We start from the raw sequence: 22,929 nt of genomic DNA on the forward strand, positions 1-22,929 counted from the left end.
ATAACACTATCCTGTACTGTTATGGGTTGATAAGGTCTAAATAGAATGAAGAATTAAACTGAATTACGTTCTATATATTTAAAAACGTTTTTCACTTTTTCCTTTTTATTTTTTAGGAGCATATATGCAGCGGTTTCACCCATTGTTTTAAAATCGGTACTTATTACGGTAATTCCTAACAGTTCCTTTAAAGGAGTTTCATTGTAAGAAATAATTCCAATGTCTTTACCAAGTACCAGTTTCTTTTTTCTAACCTGGCGTACAAGATTCACTAAATCTCTTTCCTGAATGGTGATGTATGCATCTTTGCTCTGAAGATCCATCTCGTCGTAAATTTCATCAAGTATTTCAAAATCTAAGTTATTCTCCCAACAAAATTGTTGAAAACCATGAAGAATTCGGCGAGGATACGGGTTGGCACTCTTACTGGGATAAACAAGAATTATTTTATCATATTTCTTAATTCTTTCTAATCCCTCATTTAAAGCTTTATAAATATCATTTTGAAAATCCTGGTAAATAGCACCATAGTTACCTGAAATACCCGGTTTTGTATTGTCTAACATAATTAGCTTGTCCTTAGGTATTTGTTCTAAGACCTTAATTACGTTTTCAGTATAACTTACATGATTAGAGTTTTCATCCCTAAAGTGTGGCATAATAACATAATAGTCATAAGCACCCATATTTCTCTCCAGAGATTTTATAAATAGAGATTCATCACAATGGTAGATAAACATATTTACATGACCATTCACACCTATTGAGTCTACAAATGAATTATAGATTATCATTTTATAGGTGCTGGGTTTATTAACCAGAAAAAAAATATTCGCCTTAGAAATGAGATCGGTTTTAGCTGTATAATAACCTTTCCCTTTTACCGAAATAATAACCTTACGTTCTTTTAATTGTTTATAAGCTTTTTCTACCGTGTCCCGCGAAAGATAACAGGATTCGCTTAATTCATTAATGGAAGGTATTTTTTCGCCAACCTTTAAATTTCCATTAGAAATATCCGCTATTATAGAATCCACAATTTGTTTGTATTTGGGAATACGGGATTTTTCATTTATTTGTATTTGAAAGGTCTGAGTCATTTAAACTAATTAAGGAAAAACACATTAAAGGTAATCGATTACACAATATTAAGCTTAATTTGTGAGAAATAAAAGATAGAACTCTTTAAAAAGATGCCATGTCAACATAGCAGTACACTACAGGATACTACCCTATAATTTATAATTTACTTTTGAGGTATTAAAGATAATTTTTTGGAATAATTATGGAAAAAACTTTTAAATACGTAGACTATCTCTGGGAGGAGAAAAAAGCTGCAGACCTGGGCGATGACCAGGTCGCATTATTTTTATATAGATCTAATATCCTCGGTGCAGATTTGAGAATTACTAACTACGGCGGTGGAAACACCAGCTGTAAAACAGTAGAAAAAGATCCTTTAACCAATGAAGATGTTGAGGTTATGTGGGTAAAGGGGTCTGGAGGAGACATCGGCACTCTAACCAGGGAAGGTATTGCAGGTTTATATACCGAAAGATTAAGAAACCTTAAAAATGTTTATAAAGGTATTGAGGATGAAGATCGTATGGTGGGGCTTTTTAACCATTGTATTTACGATTTAAACAGCAAAGCACCTTCCATTGATACTCCTTTGCACGGGCTTCTTCCGTTTAAACATATAGATCACTTGCATCCAGATGCGCTTATTGCAGTGGCGGCAGCAAAAGATAGTGAACAAGTGACCAAAGAAATTTGGGGAGATACAATGGGTTGGGTCCCATGGCAACGCCCTGGCTTTGATCTTGGTCTTCAGTTAGAAAAATGCCTGGAGGAAAATCCGGGGATTCGAGGAATAGTACTTGGAAGTCATGGACTCTTTACCTGGGGAGACACTTCCTATGAATGTTATATGAACAGTCTGGATGTTATAGAAACTGCTTCAGAATATATTGAGAATAAGGTAAAAGAACAGGGGGAAGTTTTTGGAGGAAAGAAAACAGACAGCCTTCCTTCTTCTGGAAGGAAAGAAAAAGCTGCAGAATTGTTGCCATTACTTCGTGGTCTGGCTTCTTCAGAAAATAGAATGATCGGGCATTTTACCGACAGTGATACTGTACTGGAATATATAAACAGTAATGATCTCGAAAGACTCGCTCCAATGGGTACCTCCTGTCCAGATCACTTTCTGAGAACAAAAATCCAGCCTTTAATCCTAAAATTAGATCCATCTGAAGATCTTTCGGATCCAGAGGCAGTTCTTAAAAAATTAGAACCAGATTTTGATCAATACCGTAAAGAGTACAAAGACTATTACGAAAATTGTAAACACGATAATAGTCCGACGATGCGAGATCCTAACCCGGTAATTATTATTTACCCGGGAGTTGGAATGTTTAGCTTTGCTAAGAATAAACAAACAGCAAGAGTTGCCAGTGAATTTTATGTGAACGCTATAAATGTAATGCGCGGTGCAGAGGCTATAACTGAATATACGTCCCTGCCTCGTCAAGAGGCATTTGATATTGAATACTGGCTTCTAGAAGAAGCAAAATTGCAAAGAATGCCTGCCGAGCAACCACTTTCCAGAAGAGTTGCTATTGTAACAGGAGCAGCTGGCGGTATTGGTAAGGCAATAGCCGATAAAATGGTAGCCGAAGGGGCAAATGTGGTGCTAACCGATATCACCAAAGAATCTTTAGAAGCGGCTGTTAAGACTTATAAAAAAGACCAGGTGAGCGGTGTGGTTTGCGATGTGACGGATGAAGCCTCTATTATCGCTGCTTATAAAGAGGCGAATCTGGCTTTTGGTGGAGTGGATATCATTGTACATTCTGCCGGCTTGGCAATCTCAAAATCTTTAGAAGATACTAGCATGAAAGACTGGAACCTGCTTCAGGATGTGTTGGTTAAAGGTCAGTTTTTAATGGCACAACACGGAGCTGCTGTGATGAAAAAGCAAGGATTTGGAGGCGATATCATCAATATTGCCAGTAAAAACGGAATTGCCTCAGGACCTAATAATGTAGGTTACGGTACTGCAAAAGCCGCACAACAGCATATGTCCAGGTTATTGGCAGCAGAGTTGGGCGGAGATAAAATTAAAGTGAATATTGTTAATCCAGACGGTGTTATTGTCGGTAGTAAAATATGGGAAGGAGCCTGGGCAGAAGGTCGTGCCAAAGCTCACGGTATTAAGGTAGAAGACTTACCTAAACACTACGCAAAACGTAACCTTTTACAGGAAATTATTTTACCCGAAGATGTGGCAAACGGAGTTTTTGCGTGTATTGGAGTGCTTGATAAAAGTACTGGAAACACGATAAATGTAGATGGAGGAATGGCCAATGCTTTTGTGAGATAATTAAAGATAATCTAATAAAAAGCCTCATAGATTTTATATCTGTGAGGCTTAATTTTAAATGAAAATATCGCATAAAAAATGAAAATAACCACTGATAGGATTTCAGAATTCAATAAAAGCAATCATTCTTCTTATAAGACTGAACTTGATTTTCTTAAAAATAAATTGGTCAAAAAAGGAATTGATACTGAAGAAATAATTTCAAAAGTAGCCGATTTCCAGGTAGCCATTCCCAGTTGGGCATTAGGTGCAGGTGGTACGCGATTTGGAAGGTTTTCTTATGGTGGGGAGCCTGCTTCTTTGGAACAAAAACTGGATGATATTGGTGTTTTGCACGCGCTTACCCAATCGGCTGGAGCGGTTTCTTTACATATTCCGTGGGATATTCCTAAAGATGTAAAAGCCATAAAGGAGAAAGCCCAAAGTCACGGGATTGTTTTTGATGCAATGAATTCCAATACCTTTCAAGATCAACCTGAGGCTAAAGAAACATACAAATATGGTTCTTTAAGCGCGGTAAACGATGCTCCTAGAGATTATGCTATTGGGCATAACCTGGAGGTTATTAAAATAGGGGAAGAATTAGGTTCAAAAAGTCTCACCGTCTGGTTGGCCGATGGAGCTAATTTTCCAGGGCAAAATAATTTTCAAAGAGTATTACAAAACACTGAAAACAGTTTAAAAAGCATTTACGGTAAAATGCCTAAAGACTGGAAAATGTTTATTGAATACAAACCCTACGAGCCTAATTTCTACAGCACCGTTATTCAGGATTGGGGCACTTCTTTTATGCTTGCCAACGCTTGTGGGGAACGTGCTTATACATTGGTTGATTTAGGACACCACCTACCAAACACCAATATTGAACAAATCGTAGCCACTTTAATGCTGAAGGGGAAACTTGGAGGTTTTCATTTTAATGATAGCAAGTATGGCGATGATGATATTACCGTTGGTTCCATAAAACCATATTCTTTATTTCTTATTTTTAACGAATTGGTATACGGGATGGAAAATAATCCGCAAAACCCGGATTTGGCCTGGATGATAGATGCCAGCCACAATACCAAAGATCCGCTGGAAGATCTGTTGCAATCCCTTGAGGCAATATTAATTGCTTACACACAGGCGCTTTTAGTAGATCAAAAAGCTTTAAAACAAGCTCAGCAGGAAAACGATGTTGTTACCTGCCAGGAGATTCTACAAGACGCCTATAGGACTGATGTTCGTCCATTATTAAAGGCAGCCAGGGAAAAATCTGGCGCGGCCATAAATCCTCTAAGCGCCTATCGAAATCTGGAAGTTCGAAAATATCTAGTTAAAGAAAGAGGAACAAAATCAAAAGCAACCGGACTTTAAAAAGGATTATAAAATGACAAAAGTTAAAGTAACCGCTGTTTTTGATATTGGTAAAACCAATAAGAAGTTCTTTCTTTTCGACAAGAATTATAAAGAACTTCTCCGTAAATATAAGCGTTTACCAGAAACTAAGGATGAAGATGGTTATCCGGCAGAAGACTTAGTTGAACTTCAAAATTGGATGAAATCTATTTTTGAAACTATTCTGGAGAAAGATGAATATAATTTAAAGGCTGTGAATTTCTCTTCCTATGGGGCCAGTTTTGTTCATTTAGATCATAACGGCAAAGTGCTTACTCCCCTTTATAACTATACGAAATCGATTGAAAAATCGGTAGTGGAAGAATTTTATAAAAATTATGGAGATGAATTATCAATTGCAACCCAAACCGCATCACCGCAGTCTGGATTTTTAAATTCAGGAATGCAATTATACTGGCTTAAGAAAACTAAGCCTGAAATATTCAGTAAAATAAAATATAGCCTTCATCTTCCGCAGTATTTATCCTATTTATTTACGGGTATTCCGGTAAGTGAATACACCAGTATTGGTTGCCACACTAATTTGTGGGATTATTATAAAAAAGATTATCACGATTGGGTTTATAAGGAAAATATAGATAGAATATTAGCTCCTTTAGTGCCAACCTCGGCAAGTATGAATACTTCTTATAAAGGCAAAAAGTTAAAAATTGGGGTAGGTATTCACGATAGTTCTTCAGCATTGCTGCCCTACATCCTTAGTAAGAAAAAACCATTCTTATTACTATCTACCGGAACCTGGAGTATCGCTTTAAACCCATTTAGCAAAGATGAAATTACCAAAGAGGATATAAAGCATAACTGCTTAAATTATCTGAGGGTCGATGGGAAACCGGTAAAAGCATCTCGATTTTTTATGGGAAATGAATATAGGTTGCAGGTAGAAAAGCTGGGTGAATATTATGGAAAAGAATATGGGTATCATCGTGAGATAAAGTTCAATAAAAACCTTTATTTGAAATTAATTGAGAACCCTTCTATCTATTTTAAATTTGAAGGTATTTCCCTTCAACGCAAAAAATTACATAAAACCGATCTTGAACCATTCCAAACTTTTGAAGAAGCTTTTCATCAATTGATGATCGAATTAATGGAGTTGCAGATCCAGACTATCAGGAAGGCTATAGGGAATTCTGAAATCAAAACGATTTACATCGATGGTGGATTTACAGACAATGATGTTTTTATGAAATTAATGTCCCATCATTTTAGTGAATTCAAAGTTCTTGCTACTCAATCTCCCTTAGGTTCAGCCCTTGGTGCGGCTATGGTAATATCAAATAAAAAAGTGAAGACTTCCTTTTTAAAGGAGAATTACCGAATGAAGAAACTGGTACCTTTATTACTCAACCAAGACTAAAAATTATGGCTTTTCCTTTTAATACTGAATATCCATCTATTGAATCCCTGCGGGAACGTGCGGAAAAAAGAATGCCGAGATTTGCCTTTGAATATCTTGACGGTGGATGTAATGAAAATATAAATATTCGCCGAAATACCGATGAAATTAGAGAGATTCAGCTGAAGCCACGATATCTTAAAAATTACAATACCTCAAAACTTGAAACCGAACTATTCGGGATAAAATATGGTGCCCCATTTGGGATTTCTCCCATTGGGTTGCAAGGATTGATGTGGCCGAATGCTCCGGAAATTCTGGCAAAAGCATCTTTAAAGCATAACATTCCATTTATTCTAAGTACGGTAACCACCACTAGTATTGAACGGGCCAGTGAGCTTACAGAAGGCCGCGCCTGGTTTCAATTATATCATCCTACAGAGGAATGGTTACGAGATGATATTCTAAAACGTGCTCAAGCTGCCGAAGTGCCTGTCTTAGTGATTTTGTGCGATGTGCCAACTTTTGGTTACCGTCCCAAGGAAATCAGGAATGGTCTCGCAATGCCACCACAAATGAATTTCAGGAATATTCTGCAGGTTATGGGAAAACCGGCCTGGGCCGCCCAAACCTTAAAACATGGACTTCCCAATTTTGCTACGATGAAACCTTACATGAATAACGGAATGAGTATTAAGCAGCTGGGAAAATGGATGAACGCTACATTTTCCGGTAGGCTTAACGAAGAAAAAATAAAGCCTTTACGCGATTTGTGGAAAGGTAAATTAGTCCTAAAAGGAGTAGTCTCCGATGAAGATGCAGAAGAAGCTATCCGTCTTGGTTTTGATGGAATTATCGTTTCAAACCACGGGGGACGACAGCTGGACGCGGGAGAATCTACTATAAAACCTCTGGTTCATATTTCAGAAAAATATGGAGATCAAATAAGTGTGATGATGGATAGCGGAATTCGTTCCGGGCCGGATATAGCCAGGGTTATGAGCAGTGGAGCCGATTTTAGTTTTTTAGGAAGATCTTTTATGTATGGAGTTGGCGCCCTGGGTGATAAAGGAGGAGATCATACTATAGCAATGCTCAAAATGCAGTTGCAACAAGTCTTGGAACAGGTATGCTGTGAGAATGTAAAGGATTTACCACATTATTTAGTGAAATAGTACACTGAATAGTAACTGATTTAAATAAACGGAATAGAAAAAATCAATAACAAATAAAATGAGTGAAGCCCAAATTGAAACGGAAGTCTCAGGCGAATTTGAACGCGAGAGTGTACCCAAGTCCAAATGGAAGGACTGGAAAAGCTTTTTGGGAATGTATGCAGGTGAACATGCTGCCGGAACCGAATTTGTTATTGGGCCCTTATTTCTAACCACCGGAGTTAGTGCTTTCGATTTAATTGTCGGTTTATTGTTAGGTAATTTATTGGCGGTTTTAAGCTGGAGGTTCTTAACGGCTGAGATTGGTACTAAATTTAGGTATACACTCTATTTTCATCTGGAAAAAATTTGTGGTACTCGTTTAGTAACGCTCTATAACCTGGCCAACGGACTCTTATTCTGCTTCCTGGCCGGTTCTATGATTACTATTTCGGCAACTGCAGTGGGTATCCCTTTTGATATGCAAATGCCCCGTCTTACCGATACCATGCCCAATAGTTTAACCTGGATTATAATTGTTTTATGTATTGGTGCGGTTATTTCAATTATTGCCGCCAAAGGTTATAATACAGTGGCAAAAGCTGCTAACTGGATGTCCCCTATAATTGTTTTAGCATTTATAGTTTGCGGAATTGTAGCTTTATTCCAACTTAATGTAAACAGTTTTTCAGATTTTTGGAATGTTTGGGGAGAGGGTGGCGAACCATTCCCGGGACAAATAAAATATACTTTTTGGCATGTAGTACTTTGGTCCTGGTTTGCAAATGCTGCGATGCACATTGGAATGTCAGATCTTTCGGTGTTTCGTTTTGCTGAAAAACCGAGTGTTGGCTGGACCACGGCGGGAGGAATTTATGTTGGTCATTATATCGCCTGGATAGCCGCTTGTTTATTATATGCTGTTTATTTGCAATCTCCCGAAGCACAAGTATTTGTAACCAATGGTGAAGCCCCTCCGGTAGCTCCCGGTCCGTTGGCTTACAATGCAATTGGAGTTTTTGGGATTTTAGCAGTCATCCTGGCTGGTTGGACTACCGCAAATCCAACTATTTACAGAGCCGGACTTGCATTTCAGGCAATTATGCCCAAAGCTTCTACTTTTTGGGTGACCATCACGGCGGGAGCAATTGCTACAATTGCCGGTTTGTTTCCAGCCTTTGCAATGAAATTACTTGATTTTGTAGCTATTTACGGATTTATTCTCGCGCCAATTGGAGCGGTTATCGTATTCGAATATTTCTTCGGAAAAAAAGCAGGTATTCAGACTTTCTATGCTGAAAAAACCGGGATAAAATTTAACCAGGCTGTATTCTGGGCCTGGGCGGTGAGCTTTGGTATTTTTTATACGCTATCTGTGCAATTTGATATTTTTCTTTCCTTTTTAACATTACCCGCCTGGATATCCTGCGGACTCTTATTTTTGTTATTTAGTAGATGGTATCAAAAAAAAATAGCGTAGAAATTCTAAGTGTGTTTTTTACGCTAACCACCATTGGAAATCAATGGTGGTTTATCATTTATAAAACAGGTATGTGCAGGATACCTTTTGCTTCTAAAAATTAGAAATTGTTACAGTTTTGTCTAACCGAAAATCCATTATGAAATTTTATACATTAATTTTAAGCTTTTTTCTTCCAATATTTCTCTTTTCCTGTAAGAATGAAAATAATTCATCAAAAGAAGTAGAAGCAATTTCCAAAACTTCTCAAAATGAACCCGAGTGGGTAAGCAAAGTAGGGGCTGAAGATTTTCAAACCAAAGAGGAAATATATTATGTAAACGATTATGATGCTATTGATGATGGGTCTGAAATTACTACCAAAGCGATTCAAAGAGCAATAGATGACTGTGCTGAAAAAGGAGGGGGAACGGTAAGTTTTAAGCCTGGAAAATACTTATCCGGATCAATTTTTATAAAAGAAGGAATAAGGTTTAATATTCCAGAAGGTGTGGAAATACTGGGTAGTGAAAGTATAAAGGATTATCCTGAAATTGACACTCGTATAGCCGGAGTAGAAATGGAATGGCCGGCTGCCTTAATCAATGTACTGGAACAGGAGAACGTAGTAATAGATGGCGATGGGCTGGTTGATGGCCAGGGAAAGGTTTATTGGGACTATTACTGGGATTTACGTGAAGAATATGAAGCAAAAGGCTTGCGTTCCATTGTAGATTACGATGCAAAGCGCCCTCGCACCTTTCTTATTCAGGAGTCCAAAAATATCTTTTTAAAAGATTTAAATATTCAACGTGCTGGATTTTGGACGGTACAGGTGCTTTATTCAGAATATATAACCGTAGATGGCTTAACCATTAGAAATAATATTGGAGGCAACGGTCCCAGTACCGATGGGGTAGATATTGATTCTTCCAAATGGATTTTAGTCCAAAACTGTGATGTAGATTGTAATGATGATAATTACTGCCTGAAAGCCGGTCGTGATTGGGACGGGCAAAGGGTAGATCGCTCAACAGAATATGTGGTGATTCGTGACTGTATTGCCAGAAGGGGTGCCGGTTTATTTACACTGGGTAGTGAAACGGCTGGTGATATTCGGCATGTGTTTGTATCCAATGTCAAGGGCATAGGAACATCTAACGGATTAAACATTAAATCGGCAATGACCCGCGGTGGCACTGTAGAAGATATTTATTTACAGGATATTGAGATGGATAGCGTAAGAACTTTTATTGAAGTTTCTATGAACTGGAACCCGAGTTACAGTTACACCAAACTCCCTGAAGAATATGATATAGATGCTGTGCCGAAACGCTGGCAAACACTTTTAAAGAAAGTAGAACCCAGGTCTAAAGGAATACCCACATTTAAAAACATTCATCTTTCCAATATTGATGTGAAAGGTGCAGAACGAGCGATAAATGTAAATGGGGTTGAAGAATCTTATATCGATAATTTTAATTTGACAAATGTAAATATCGAAGCTAATAAGGCTGGTCAGATTTCATACAGCCGAAATTGGAATTTAGAAAACGTAACCATAAAAACTTTAGATTCTTCAAAGGTTAAACTCAATGAAACCTCAGGGATAGATTTTTCTGAGGAGATTTATTCAAATCCATAATTCTTATATGAGATTTCCAGCCAATAAAAACTGCCTCTATATTTTCGTTTGCCTACTTGCTGTAAATACCTATGCGCAAAGACAAATGGAAAACTTAGATCGCGGGGTAGTTGCTGTAGTGCAACAAGATAATAGTGTTTCAGTACAATGGCGCATTTTAGGTACTGATGACGAAAACCTGAAATTTAACCTTTATAGAAGGTCTGGAGAAAATATAGTAAGGAAATTAAATCAGGTGCCTTTATCAGGTCCTACTCATTTTTTTGATGAAGAGGTAGATCTTTCAAAAGAAAATACGTGGTTCGTAAAGAGTGTGAAAAATGGAGAAGAAGCGGAGGAACCTGGAAGTTATACATTAGAAGCAAATGCCAAACCTGAAAATTATCATACACTTCAATTAAAACATATAGAAGGTTACACTCCCAATGATGCTTCTGTTGCTGATCTAGACGGCGATGGGGAATATGAAATCATTTTACACCAAACTGGCGTAAGTAAAGATAACTCCCATCGTGGACTATCAGACGAACCAATATTTCAGGCATATAAATTAGATGGCACTTTCTTATGGAAAATTAATCTGGGTAAAAATATTCGTGAAGGTGCTCACTATACCCAATTTATGGTGTATGATTTAGACGGTGATGGGAAAGCAGAATTTGTTTGTAAAACTGCCGACGGAACTAAGGATGCCCTGGGCAATGTTATTGGGGATGCGACTAAAGACTGGCGCGATACTAATAAAAATTCAAAAACCTTTGGGAAAATACTGGAAGGCCCGGAATATTTTACTGTTTTTAATGGAGAGACAGGGGAAGCCCTGACTACAACAAATTATATACCCGGCCGGGGAAATTTAAGTGGTTGGGGAGGAGTTGGCGGTAATGCAGGGAACGATAGAACAGGTAACCGGGTAGATAGGTTTACTGCATGTGTAGCATATCTGGATGGTGAGCGACCTAGCGTTATCATGGGTCGCGGATATTACGGCCGAACGGTTCTTGCGGCCTGGGATTTTAGAAATGGGGAGTTAACTTCCCGCTGGGTTTTTGATAGTGAAAATGCTGAAAACCCATATTCGGGGATGGGGAATCATAATCTTTCTGTAGCTGATGTAGATAAAGATGGTAAAGATGAAATCGTGTTCGGTTCAATGGTAGTTGATGATAATGGCGAAGGTTTATATTCTACAGGTTTCCGGCACGGCGATGCACTTCACGTAACAGATCTTGATCCTGATGTGCCCGGGTTGGAGGTTTTTGGAATCCATGAAAACGAAGAGGGTACTGAGGGTCCCGGAGTTGCCCTTTTTTCAGGAAAAGATGGAGAAGTATTATTCAGGGCTGCCGAAAATAAGGATATTGGAAGAGGCGTAGCCGCAAATATTGATAGTACGAGAATAGGAGCCCAATTTTGGTGGTCCGGTTCCAAAGGCTTATTCGATACCAAAGGAAAGAAGATAGGAGAACAACCCGAATCTATTAATTTTCTCATCTGGTGGGACGGCGATTCGAGTAGGGAATTATTGAATAGAAATTACATAGGGAAATACGGTAAGGGTAGGATATTCACTGCTGAAGGAGCTTTGTCTAATAATGGTACTAAAGCAACGCCTACGCTCTCAGCCGATATTTGGGGTGACTGGCGTGAAGAGTTGATTTTAAGAAGTGAAGACAATAAGGAATTAAGAATTTATACCACTACAATTCCTACTAAGATCCGGCAATATACTTTGATGCACGATCCTCAATACCGGGTTAGTATAACCTGGCAAAACGTAGGTTATAACCAGCCACCCCATACTTCTTTTTATATGGGAAAAAATATGAAGAAAGCTCCGAAACCTAAGATAAAATTGATTCCTGAAAAGTTGAAATAATCTTTAGTCACAAAATTTTATAATATGAGAAAAGCAATTTTACTATTAGGAATTATTTTTTATACAGCCTGTAATTTTTCAAATTCGGAAAATAAAGAACATACAGACGAACCTGAAAGTAAAATTGATCGTAAAGCCCTTGTTTCAAGGCATAATGTAAAAGTGGATGGCATAGACACATTGGCTTCCCTTTCAGTAGGAAATGGAGCTTTTGCATTTACTGTAGATGCTACCGGATTACAAACATTTCCTGATAGCTACCAATTTGGAGTGCCTTTAGGTACCCAAAGTGAATGGGGTTGGGATAGCCACCCGAATCCCGAAAATTACAGGTTTGATGAAACACTCGTAGAATACGATCAAAATGGAAGAAAAGTTACGTATTCGGTACAGCGAAAGGAATTACCAAGAAGTGAGGAAGCCGTAAACTATTATCGGGAAAATCCACATCGCATCCAGCTGGCAAATCTGGGACTTGAATTACTTAAAGAGAATGGGGAGGAAGTAAAACCTGAAGACCTTCAAAATATTCAGCAGGAATTAAATTTATGGACAGGAGAAATCGAAAGTGCCTTTGAAATAGAAGGAGTCCAGGTTAAGGTTTATACCGCAGTACATCAGTCAGATGATGTTGTAGGCATTAGGATAAAATCAGAATTAATTGAGCAGGATCGATTGCAGGTTAGGATAAGGATTCCATTTCCAACTGCAGAATGGGAAGATTTAGCTACCAAATGGGAAGGGGACGAAGATTATAGCAGTACACTTTCCGTAGATGGTAATAGAGCCCACATTAAAAGAGTAATGGATTCTATAACCTATAATATAGGCTTACAATGGCAGGGGAATGCAGCAATAGAAGAAAAAGAGGAACATTATTTTGTATTGAAACCATCGAAAGATCAAACAGAGTTTGAATTCACCACTAAATTCTCCAATGGTGAAATAAGTGAAATTCCAGATCTAGCAAGTGTAACAAAAAGTTCACAAAATCGCTGGGAAGAATTCTGGCAAAGCGGAGGGGCAGTAGATTTTTCTGGGAGTACCGATGAACGTGCCCACGAGTTAGAGCGAAGGGTAATTCTATCGCAGTATCTTACTAAATTGCAGTGCACCGGAAGTCAGCCACCACAGGAAACCGGCCTAACATATAACAGCTGGTTCGGTAAGCCACATCTTGAAATGCACTGGTGGCACGGGGTTCATCTTCCACTCTGGGGAAGACCGGAATTACTGGAAAAGAGTATGCCCTGGTATGATACCGCTTTTGATAAAGCAAAAGGAATTGCTGAACGACAGGGATTTGAAGGTGCTCGCTGGCAAAAAATGACCGATCATTCGGGCTATGAAACTCCCTCTTCGGTAGCGGCACTACTTATTTGGCAGCAACCCCATTTCATTACTTTTTCAGAATTATTATATAGAGCAGATTCTTCTGAAGCGACATTAAATAAATATAAAGAACGCGTATTTGCAACTGCCGATTTAATGGCATCATTTCCGAATTACAATAAAGATAAAGACCGTTATGAATTAGGCCCACCGGTAATTCCGGCGCAAGAGCGATTTCCTGCAAGGGAAACTTTTAATCCAACTTATGAGTTAGCTTATTGGGAATGGGGGCTAAAAACCGCTATTGAATGGAAGGAACGTTTAAATGAAGAAGTTCCTGAAAAGTGGGTAGAGGTCTTGGAAAAATTGTCAGAATTTCCGGTTCAGGATGATGTATATCTGGCTACCGAAAGTGCTACCGATTCTTACACCAATCCTGAATATAAAACAGACCATCCATCTGTATTTGGAACCTACGGGATGCTACCGGAAACAAGCCGGTTAGATAAAAAAATAATGAAAAATACATTTGATTTAATTTGGGAGACCTGGAGTTGGGAAGAGACCTGGGGCTGGGATTTTCCTATGACGGCTATGACGGCGGCACGACTTGGGAAACCGAATAAGGCAGTGGACGCCCTTTTTATGAATCCACAAACCAATACTTATCTAAAAAACGGGCATAATTACCAGGAAGAGCGTTTAACACTATACCTGCCGGGCAATGGTGGAGTACTTACTGCTGTAGCTATGATGTGTGCCGGTTGGGATGGAAGTGAAGGAGAAACGCCTGGATTTCCCGAAGAAGGTTGGGAAATAAAATGGGAAGGTTTAGAGAAAATGCCCTAGGCAACCAAATCTAAAGATGGTTCTTAATAAATTCTGCAATAAAATAAATAGCATTGTAAACCAAAAATTCCCCTGAAAACCAGTCTCAGAGGAATTATTGAAGTTATAAAGTTCAATTAAGGCTAATTCTTAATAGGCATTTGCAATAATTTGCTCGTATAATTCTTGCTTACCGCTTATTTGCTTTGGTTCACCAAGCTCTTTGGCTATTTTGCTAATTTCTTCAAGAGAAAGATCTCCGTTTTCAAATTTGTTTCCATTACCACTGTCAAATGAAGCATAACGCTCTTTTCTAAGCTTTTTATAATCGGTATTTTGTAATACGTTGTCTGCAGCGATAAGTCCGCGTGCAAAAGCATCCATACCGGCAATATGAGCTATAAATTTATCATCAAGGTCCGTGGAATTTCTTCTTACTTTCGCATCAAAATTGATTCCTCCGCCCTGAATTCCGCCTCCTTCAAGGATTACTAACATAGCTTCGGTAATTTCATAAACATCAATTGGAAATTGATCGGTATCCCATCCATTTTGGTAATCTCCACGGTTGGCATCAATACTTCCTAACATCCCGGCATCAACAGCGGTTTGTAATTCGTGTTGAAAGGTATGTCCTGCAAGGGTAGCGTGGTTTACTTCAATATTGATTTTAAAATCTTTTTCCAGGCCGTAATTCTTTAAGAATCCTATGGAAGTAGCAGTATCATAATCGTACTGGTGTTTAGTAGGCTCCATTGGTTTTGGCTCGATCAGGAAATTTCCTTTAAAACCTTGTTTACGCGCGTAATCACGGCAAGTGGTTAAGAACTGCGCCAAATGATCCTGCTCACGCTTCATGTCGGTATTTAAAAGGCTCATATAACCTTCGCGGCCTCCCCAGAATACATAATTCTCTCCGTTAAGAGCAATTGTAGCATCTATCGCGATTTTTGCCTGTGCGCTGGCGCGTGCCACTACGTTAAAATCTGGGTTGGTAGAAGCTCCATTCATATAGCGAGGATCGCTAAATAAATTAGAAGTACCCCAAAGTAATTTAATCCCGGTTTCTTCTTGCTTTTGTTTTGCATAGTCAACCATAGTTTCCATACGCTTTTCAAATTCAGAAAGCGAAGAACAATCATCTACCACATCAATATCGTGGAAACAGTAGTAAGGAATTCCCAGTTTCTCTATAAATTCAAAAGCTGCATCCATTTTATCTTTGGCGCGATCTATTACATTTTCTTTTTTGTCCCATTCAAAAGTTTCGGTTTCTGCTCCAAAAGGATCTCCACCTTTGTTGTTGAAGGTATGCCAGTAAGCCACCGCAAACCTTAAATGCTCTTTAAGCGTTTTGCCGGCAACCGTTTTATTTTCGTCGTACCACTTGTAGGCTAAAGGATTTTTACTATCTCTGCCTTCAAATTGAATTTTATCTATTCCTTTAAAAAATTTGTTGTTACTCATAATTATTTATTCTTTAATTTTAATATTCTGTTTCCATTCCTGGTAAATCTCCTGGTACTGCTTACTCAATTTTGCATCAGGTTCCATTCTTTCCAGGCATTTTAGGCTTGTAAATGCATCGTCAAATTCCTTATAAAAACCATATCCTACCGCAGCACCACGGGCAGCACCCTCGGCTCCAGATGTATTATAAAGTTCTAAAGTTGTTTGGGTAGTATTCACGAAAATTTCTCTAAAAACCGGACTTAAAAAAAGATTATCTTTCCCGGCTCTTACCACTTTTCCTTCCACTCCTATAGACTGCATTACTTCAAAACCATAATTCATAGCGAAAACAATCCCTTCGCAGGCCGACCTTATAAGATGTGCCGGTTGATGAATGTTATAGTTGAGGTTTTCTATTCCTGAATTCACTTCTTTATTGCTGAAAATTCGTTCTACGCCATTTCCGAAAGGGTAGAAGCGAAGACCTTTACTTCCAGGTTCTACTTTCGCTGCTTCTTCGTTTAACTTTTCATACGGAATAAGTTCTTCCCTCCCTACCGAAATTATTTTACGTAACCACTGGTAAAGAATTCCTGAACCGTTGATGCATAAAAGTACCCCGTTATGCTTGGCTTTTTCGGTATTATTTACGTGTAGAAACGTATTTACTCTGCTTTCTGGGTCAAATGTGTTTTCTGCACTCACCGCATACATTACTGCTGAAGTTCCCGCCGTGGTTGCAATATCACCCGGTTTTAAAGCATTAAGCGAAAATGCATTGTTGGGTTGATCTCCGGCTCTGTAATTAATTTTAGTTTTCGGGTCAAGGCCTAATTCTGAAGCGATAGAAGCGCTTACTGTAGCCTGATCTCCAAAACTCGGAACGATTTCCGGGATAAAATCTTGAGAAAGTCCCATTTTGTCTAAAACTTCAGTGGCTAATTTCCCCTTAGAAAAATCCCATAAAGCGGCTTCAGATAAACCTGAGGTACTTATTTGAGGAGTTTCAGAAAGTTTTGCTGCGATATAATCTCCCGGCAACATCATTATTGAAGCTTTCTTGAAGTTTTCGGGTTCATTTTCTTTAACCCACTTTAATTTAGAAGCTGTGAAATTCCCCGGGCTCCCAAGAATTTGGTTTTTACTTATTTCTTCACCAATTGCTTTATAAGCTTCATCTCCTATATCTACGGCGCGACTGTCGCACCAAATAATAGAAGGCCTTACCGGATTAAGTTTGTCATCGGTTAAAACGAGTCCGTGCATTTGGTATGCAATACCAATTCCTTTAATTTTTTTAAGGTCTACGCCTTTTTTATCTCTAAGAATGCCAAATCCTTTTTTTACATTTTCCCACCAGTCTTGCGGATTTTGTTCGGCCCAGCCGAATTGTGGGGCGGCGATCTCCATTTCAAATTCAGGAACTTTAGCCGAAGCTATAGTCGTTCCTTTTTCGGCATCTAATACCGATAATTTGATTGAAGAACTTCCTAAATCTATTCCTAAAAAATACATACGTTAATTCTTGATTTATTTTATTTTGAGATCCAAATGTTTTCCATTTCCTCCAGCGTTTTCTCTTTGGTTTCCGGCACGAATTTCCAAATAAATAAGCCGGAAAGGATCGCCATTATTCCGTAGATCCAGTATGGAAAACCATTATTGAACATCGCTACCAAATCAGAATTATTATTCATCATTGGGAAAGTCCACGACACTAGTAAATTGGCAAGCCATTGTACGGCTACAGCTACCGCCATAACTCCTTTTATTGAATTCGGGAAAATTTCAGATAATAATACCCAAACCACCGGACCCCACGACATAGCGAAGGCTGCAATGTAGAAAAGCATAAACATTAAAGCCGTAATTCCAGTTGTTTCCAGGTAAAGTGCGAATCCAAGGCCAATCATACTAATCGCCATAACAGCACTACCAATCATCATTAACTTTTTACGCCCAAATTTGTCTACGGTAGAAATTGCCACCACGGTAAAAATCATATTAATGGCACCTACAATAATGGTTTGTAGTATAGAAGCATCGGTTTCCATACCCATTCCTCTAAAAATTTCAGGGGCGTAATAAAGTACCACGTTTATACCCACAAATTGTTGAAAAATAGATAAGAGCAGTCCAATTACAACCACAGTTCCACCAAAATAAAGCCAGTGGGCTTTTTTCTTACCAAAAGACTTTTTGATTTCTTCTAATACACCAGGTGCCCTGTCGGGACCATTTAAATTGGTAAGAACTTTAAGTGCATCTTTCTCATTGCCTTTCATTACCTGGAACCTTGGGGTTTTTGGCACTAAAAGCAAAGCAAGGAAGAAAATTGTTGCAGGAATCCCTTCAGAAAGGAACATATACCTCCAGCCGGAAGTATTTATCCAGCTTTCGGTTTGACCCTGAACAATAAAATAGTTTACAAAATAAACCACCATCATCCCGCTCACAATAGCTAATTGGTAAAAACTAACCAGTTTTCCTCGTATTTTGGGCGGTGCCATTTCAGCAATATAAAGCGGCGCTAACATACTGGCCAGTCCAACTCCCATTCCTCCTATAATTCTGTAAACAATAAAAGCTGAAAGTGAATCGCCAAAGAAAATATTCATAGTATCGGGGTAGGCAGAACCTATTGCTGAAAGTACAAACAGCATAGCGGCTATAAGCAATCCGTTTCGTCTTCCTATAGAATTTGCAACATTATCTCCAAGGGAAGCTCCAATAATACAACCTACAAGTGCACTACTAACCATAAATCCGAGAATTGAATTCTTTAAATTTTCAGTTAAAACTCCAGGCAGACTTAAAAACTGAAAGTAGTAAACAGCACCTCCTATAAGCACAAAGAGCCCAATTATAAGATAGGCCTTTGATTTACTGAAAAATTTGAGAAGAAAGGAACTGAATAAAATTACAAGCGCGATTACGCAAATACTAATAATTACCTTAAACTGGAAAATTGCAGCTATTGCCAGGTCTTTATCGGTTTCTAATGCTCCGATAAAATAGTTTTCAAGAGCACCCACGGCTCCAGAAATTACTGCGGTATCATATCCAAATAATAAGCCTCCAAGACTTGCTACGATGGTTATTAAAACAATACCACTCTTATTTAATTTTGCCATTTATAGATATCTTATGGTTTATTTGACTACAAGTATAGTTATTTTTTTTTATATTAGCAATTTACAAGCCTTAATTAAAGTAGGATAGTAAAAATAAAGCTTAAAAATTGTCTATATCTTTATAAAGATACCTATTGAATATACTTATGAAAAACCCGTTGCCATTTCTCCCTACAAATGACCTTTCTGCGGAAGAAGTTATGAGTTCCATAACCATTGACTGTTGTGTTTTTAGTTTTGAAAAAGGTTATCTGGAAGTATTATTGGTACAACACGGCCAAGGTATTAGTAAAGGTAAATGGGGTCTTCCCGGTGGTTGGATTAAAAAAGAAGAAGATATAGATGTGGCAGCCGATAGATTGCTTTCTGAATTAACCGGTGTAAAAGATATTTACCTGGAACAGGTCAAAACTTTTGGTAAGCCGGAGCGATTCCCACTGGGCCGTGTAATTACTATAGGCTATTACGCTTTAATTAATAGGGAAGATTTTAAGGTGAAAGCCGGTTTTACCGCTTCAGAAGCAAAATGGTACAGGATTAAAGATATTCCCGATCTTATTTACGATCATAATGAAATTTTGCAGGCGAGTTTAAACCGTTTACGCGGAAAAGTAAAACGAGCGCCTATCGGCTTTAATTTGCTTCCGGAAAAATTCACTTTGCTCCAGTTGATGCAACTTTATACTGAAATATTGGATGTTGAAATGGATAAAAGTAATTTCAGGAGAAAATTTTTAAAAATGAAGCTTTTACAGGAAGCCGGAGATAAGCAAACAGGGGTTTCTCATAGAGCGGCCAAGCTGTATAGGTTTGATGAAGAAATTTATCAAAACCTAACCCGTAAGGGGTTTAACTTTGAATTCTAACTAATTTATTTAAAAAATTAACATGAGGCTGGACTTAAAAAAGAAATTATTTGTAGTTTTATTTTTTATAAGTGTAGGATTCACATTTGCACAAATTAAACTGCCTAAGTTAATAAGTGATAATGTTATTTTTCAAAGAAATACAGAGCTTGAACTATGGGGTTGGGCCGCGAATGGAGAAGTGGTAACGCTGCAATTCCAGGGTAAAAATTTCACGGGAAAAGCAAATGAAGAAGGGAGATGGGAAATTAAACTTCCCGCCCAAAAAGCGGGAGGTCCTTATAATATGACATTTAATGCCTCAAATATGGTTGAGGTTCAAAATATTCTGTTTGGCGATGTTTATTTATGTTCAGGACAGTCTAATATGGAATTACCAATGGGACGCTTAGCTGACACCTATGCTGAGGAAATAGAAAATGCGAATAATTCAGAGATCCGCCAATTTGAAGTACCCGATGAATATGAATTTACCGGTGAAAGAGACGATCTTTCTTTTGGTTCCTGGAAAGAGGTGAATAAAACAAATATTCTTGAATTTTCTGGAGTGGCGTATTTTTTTGCAAAGGCGATCTATGAAAAAGAAAAAGTTCCTATCGGGCTTATTAATTCTGCGCTGGGAGGTTCTCCTGTTTCAGCCTGGATGGATAAGGAAGCACTAAAAGAGTTTCCGCAATTTTATGAAGAGCATTTAAAATGGGGAAATCAGTCTTTTTTAGATTCCGTAGTCAATGCTGAACAAAAAGCAATCAATAATTGGTACGGAGATTTAGATAAAAAAGATACCGGTCTACAAGAAGACTGGTTTAAAACTGATGTTGATAAAACTTCCTGGAAAGAAGTTGAAATTCCTGGTTTTATTTCTGCAGAAGATAGAAATGATAGCGCCGGAGTAGCCTGGTTTTCAAAAAAGGTAAATATTTCTCAATTACCCGAATCTGATACCGTGAAGTTGCATTTGGGAAGATTGGTAGATATGGATTATGACTATGTAAATGGGAAACAGGTTGGGCAAACGGGTTATCAATATCCGCCCCGGAAATATAAATTTGATTCAAAACTTTTAGAAGAAGGAGAAAACGAAATTGTAGTTCGTTTGGTCAATAATGGTGGCCCCACAGGTTTTATAAAGGATAAACCTTATCATTTAATTTTAGATAGAGATACGCTTGATATAAGCGGAACCTGGAAATTCAAGCAAGCGGCTACAATGCCAAATACGCCGGGACAAACCTTTATAAGGTGGAAATCTGGCGGACTTTACAACGCGATGATCGCTCCTTTAACCGATTTTGAGTTGAAAGGTGTTTTGTGGTATCAGGGAGAATCTGATACTGATGATCCTGAACTTTATTCGGAAACATTTCCGAAGATGATAAAAAGCTGGCGTGAGCATTTTAAGAATCCCGAATTGCCGTTTCTTTTTGTTCAGCTGCCAAATTTTATGGAAGAATCCACAGAGCCACAAGAAAGTAGTTGGGCTCAAATGAGAGAAGTTCAACGAAATACAAACCTGAATGTTCCTCATACGGGGATGGCTGTAACTATAGATCTTGGAGAATGGAACGATATTCACCCGTTAAATAAAAAGGACGTTGGGAATAGATTAGCACTGGAAGCCAGGAAACTAATATACAATGAAGATATTGTTAGTTCCGGTCCCGCCCCTTCAGATTGGAAAATTAAAGATGGAGCTCTTGTAGTCAACTTTGAAAACTTAAAATCTGGCTGGAAGTTTAAAAACGGAGAAAAACCTACCGGTTTTACAATTTCCGAAGATGGTAAGACTTTTTATAAAGCTGAAGCGGAGGTATTACACGATAATACCTTGAAAATTTATAATACTAAAATTAAAAATCCGGGTGTGGTAAGATATGCCTGGGCTAATAATCCGGGGAATGCCAATCTTTATAACCAGGAAGATTTACCGGCAGTCCCATTTGAAATAGAATTAACTAAAGAAAAATAATTAAAACTAAACTTGACATGAAATTTTTTATTGATACAGCAAATTTAGATCAGATTAAAGAAGCACAGGATCTGGGCGTTTTAGATGGAGTAACCACTAATCCGTCCTTAATGGCAAAAGAAGGTATTACCGGAAAGGATAATATTCTTCAGCATTACCTGGACATTTGTGAAATTGTAGATGGAGATGTTTCTGCCGAAGTGGTAGCTACAGATTTTGACGGAATTGTGCGTGAAGGTGAAGAACTTGCCAAATTACACAAACAAATTATTGTAAAAGTTCCTATGATTAAGGAAGGTGTAAAAGCCATAAAATATTTTTCAGATAAAGGAATAAAAACCAACTGTACATTAGTGTTTTCAGCAGGGCAGGCTTTACTTGCCGCAAAAGCTGGAGCAACCTATGTGTCACCGTTTTTGGGAAGGCTGGACGATATCTCTACAGATGGATTGCAACTCATTGAAGATATTCGACTTATCTATGATAACTACGGTTTTGAAACAGAAATTCTTGCTGCTTCCATCCGCCATTCAATGCACGTTATTAACTGTGCTAAACTTGGTGCCGATGTAATGACAGGACCATTATCTTCTATAGATGGATTGTTGAAACACCCATTAACCGATAGCGGTCTTGCGAAATTTTTAGAAGACGCTAAATCATTTAATGTATAAATTATGGATATTAAAAAATTAGAAGATTTTGCTACCCAGGTTCGCCGGGATATTTTAAGGCAGGTTCACAAGGTGAATTCCGGTCACCCGGGGGGCTCGCTGGGCTGTACAGAGTTTTTTACCGCTTTGTACCAGGGCGGAATTATGGAGCACAAGCCAGAATTTAATATGGATGGAAAAGACGAAGATTTATTCTTCCTTTCTAACGGCCATATTTCACCGGTTTTCTACAGCGTTTTAGCCCGTAGCGGTTATTTTCCTGTAGATGAATTAAATACTTTTCGACTTATCGATTCCAGGTTGCAGGGCCACCCAACAACCCACGAAGGCCTACCGGGAATTCGTGTTGCCTCGGGTTCACTTGGACAGGGAATGTCGGTTGCTCTTGGTGCCGCGCAAGCTAAAAAGCTGAATA

At 38.3% G+C, this 22,929-nt stretch carries 15 protein-coding genes and 1 pseudogene; 12 read left to right on the forward strand and 4 right to left on the reverse strand.

The genetic code is table 11. The features are described from left to right. Positions 1–53 precede the first annotated feature (53 nt). On the reverse strand, positions 54–1,100 hold the full coding sequence (locus B5X53_RS05855; RefSeq protein ID WP_079712304.1) for a GntR family transcriptional regulator: 1,047 nt from the start codon (positions 1,098–1,100) through the stop codon (positions 54–56). Between the two features lie 185 nt (positions 1,101–1,285). Here B5X53_RS05855 and B5X53_RS05860 point away from each other — a divergent pair, with 185 nt between their 5' ends. From B5X53_RS05860 to B5X53_RS05895, 8 genes are all read left to right on the forward strand, one after another. Beyond that, complete coding sequence (locus B5X53_RS05860) at positions 1,286–3,382, forward strand: bifunctional aldolase/short-chain dehydrogenase (RefSeq protein ID WP_079712305.1); 2,097 nt, start codon at positions 1,286–1,288, stop codon at positions 3,380–3,382. 78 nt (positions 3,383–3,460) lie between these two features. Then, entirely contained in the window at positions 3,461–4,741 is a 1,281-nt protein-coding gene (locus B5X53_RS05865) for a sugar isomerase (protein ID WP_079712306.1), read from the forward strand. Positions 4,742–4,754: 13 nt separating this feature from the next. Continuing rightward, entirely contained in the window at positions 4,755–6,143 is a 1,389-nt protein-coding gene (locus B5X53_RS05870) for an FGGY-family carbohydrate kinase (RefSeq protein WP_079712307.1), read from the forward strand. Positions 6,144–6,148: 5 nt separating this feature from the next. Beyond that, complete coding sequence (locus B5X53_RS05875) at positions 6,149–7,297, forward strand: alpha-hydroxy acid oxidase (protein WP_079712308.1); 1,149 nt, start codon at positions 6,149–6,151, stop codon at positions 7,295–7,297. A 58-nt stretch (positions 7,298–7,355) separates the two neighbouring features. Beyond that, positions 7,356–8,756, forward strand: a complete 1,401-nt coding sequence (locus tag B5X53_RS05880; protein WP_079712309.1) for a purine-cytosine permease family protein — start codon at positions 7,356–7,358, stop codon at positions 8,754–8,756. A gap of 139 nt (positions 8,757–8,895) precedes the next feature. Continuing rightward, positions 8,896–10,380 (forward strand): glycoside hydrolase family 28 protein, encoded by a 1,485-nt coding sequence (locus tag B5X53_RS05885; RefSeq protein ID WP_079712310.1) that lies wholly within the window; start codon positions 8,896–8,898, stop codon positions 10,378–10,380. Between the two features lie 7 nt (positions 10,381–10,387). After that, entirely contained in the window at positions 10,388–12,259 is a 1,872-nt protein-coding gene (locus B5X53_RS05890; protein ID WP_079712311.1) for a rhamnogalacturonan lyase, read from the forward strand. Between the two features lie 24 nt (positions 12,260–12,283). Further along, the gene (locus B5X53_RS05895; protein WP_101023106.1) at positions 12,284–14,440 is read left to right on the forward strand and encodes a hypothetical protein; all 2,157 of its coding nucleotides are present in this window, start codon (positions 12,284–12,286) and stop codon (positions 14,438–14,440) included. Positions 14,441–14,569: 129 nt separating this feature from the next. On the opposite strand, the gene xylA is transcribed toward B5X53_RS05895, so the two are convergent. From xylA to B5X53_RS05910, 3 genes are read right to left on the reverse strand one after another with little or no spacing between them, the layout of a single operon-like run. Beyond that, complete coding sequence (xylA, locus tag B5X53_RS05900; RefSeq protein WP_079712312.1) at positions 14,570–15,886, reverse strand: xylose isomerase; 1,317 nt, start codon at positions 15,884–15,886, stop codon at positions 14,570–14,572. A 6-nt stretch (positions 15,887–15,892) separates the two neighbouring features. Further along, a complete protein-coding gene (locus B5X53_RS05905; RefSeq protein WP_079712313.1) occupies positions 15,893–17,386 on the reverse strand; it encodes a xylulokinase in 1,494 nt (497 codons plus the stop codon). A gap of 20 nt (positions 17,387–17,406) precedes the next feature. Continuing rightward, positions 17,407–19,005 carry a sugar porter family MFS transporter gene (locus B5X53_RS05910; RefSeq protein ID WP_079712314.1) on the reverse strand — a complete coding sequence of 533 codons (1,599 nt, stop codon included), beginning with the start codon at positions 19,003–19,005 and terminating at the stop codon, positions 17,407–17,409. 146 nt (positions 19,006–19,151) lie between these two features. Between B5X53_RS05910 and B5X53_RS05915 the strand changes: the two genes are divergently transcribed. The 4 genes and pseudogenes from B5X53_RS05915 to B5X53_RS05930 all read left to right on the forward strand — a co-directional run. Further along, a complete protein-coding gene (locus tag B5X53_RS05915; protein WP_079712315.1) occupies positions 19,152–19,871 on the forward strand; it encodes an NUDIX hydrolase in 720 nt (239 codons plus the stop codon). 22 nt (positions 19,872–19,893) lie between these two features. After that, a complete protein-coding gene (locus B5X53_RS05920) occupies positions 19,894–21,840 on the forward strand; it encodes a sialate O-acetylesterase (RefSeq protein WP_079712316.1) in 1,947 nt (648 codons plus the stop codon). A gap of 17 nt (positions 21,841–21,857) precedes the next feature. Further along, positions 21,858–22,514 carry a fructose-6-phosphate aldolase gene (gene fsa / locus B5X53_RS05925; RefSeq protein WP_079712317.1) on the forward strand — a complete coding sequence of 219 codons (657 nt, stop codon included), beginning with the start codon at positions 21,858–21,860 and terminating at the stop codon, positions 22,512–22,514. A 3-nt stretch (positions 22,515–22,517) separates the two neighbouring features. Continuing rightward, positions 22,518–22,929: pseudogene (locus B5X53_RS05930) on the forward strand (transketolase); the annotation flags it as partial.

It is taken from the genome of Salegentibacter salinarum (assembly GCF_900168115.1).
GTDB lineage: Bacteria > Bacteroidota > Bacteroidia > Flavobacteriales > Flavobacteriaceae > Salegentibacter > Salegentibacter salinarum.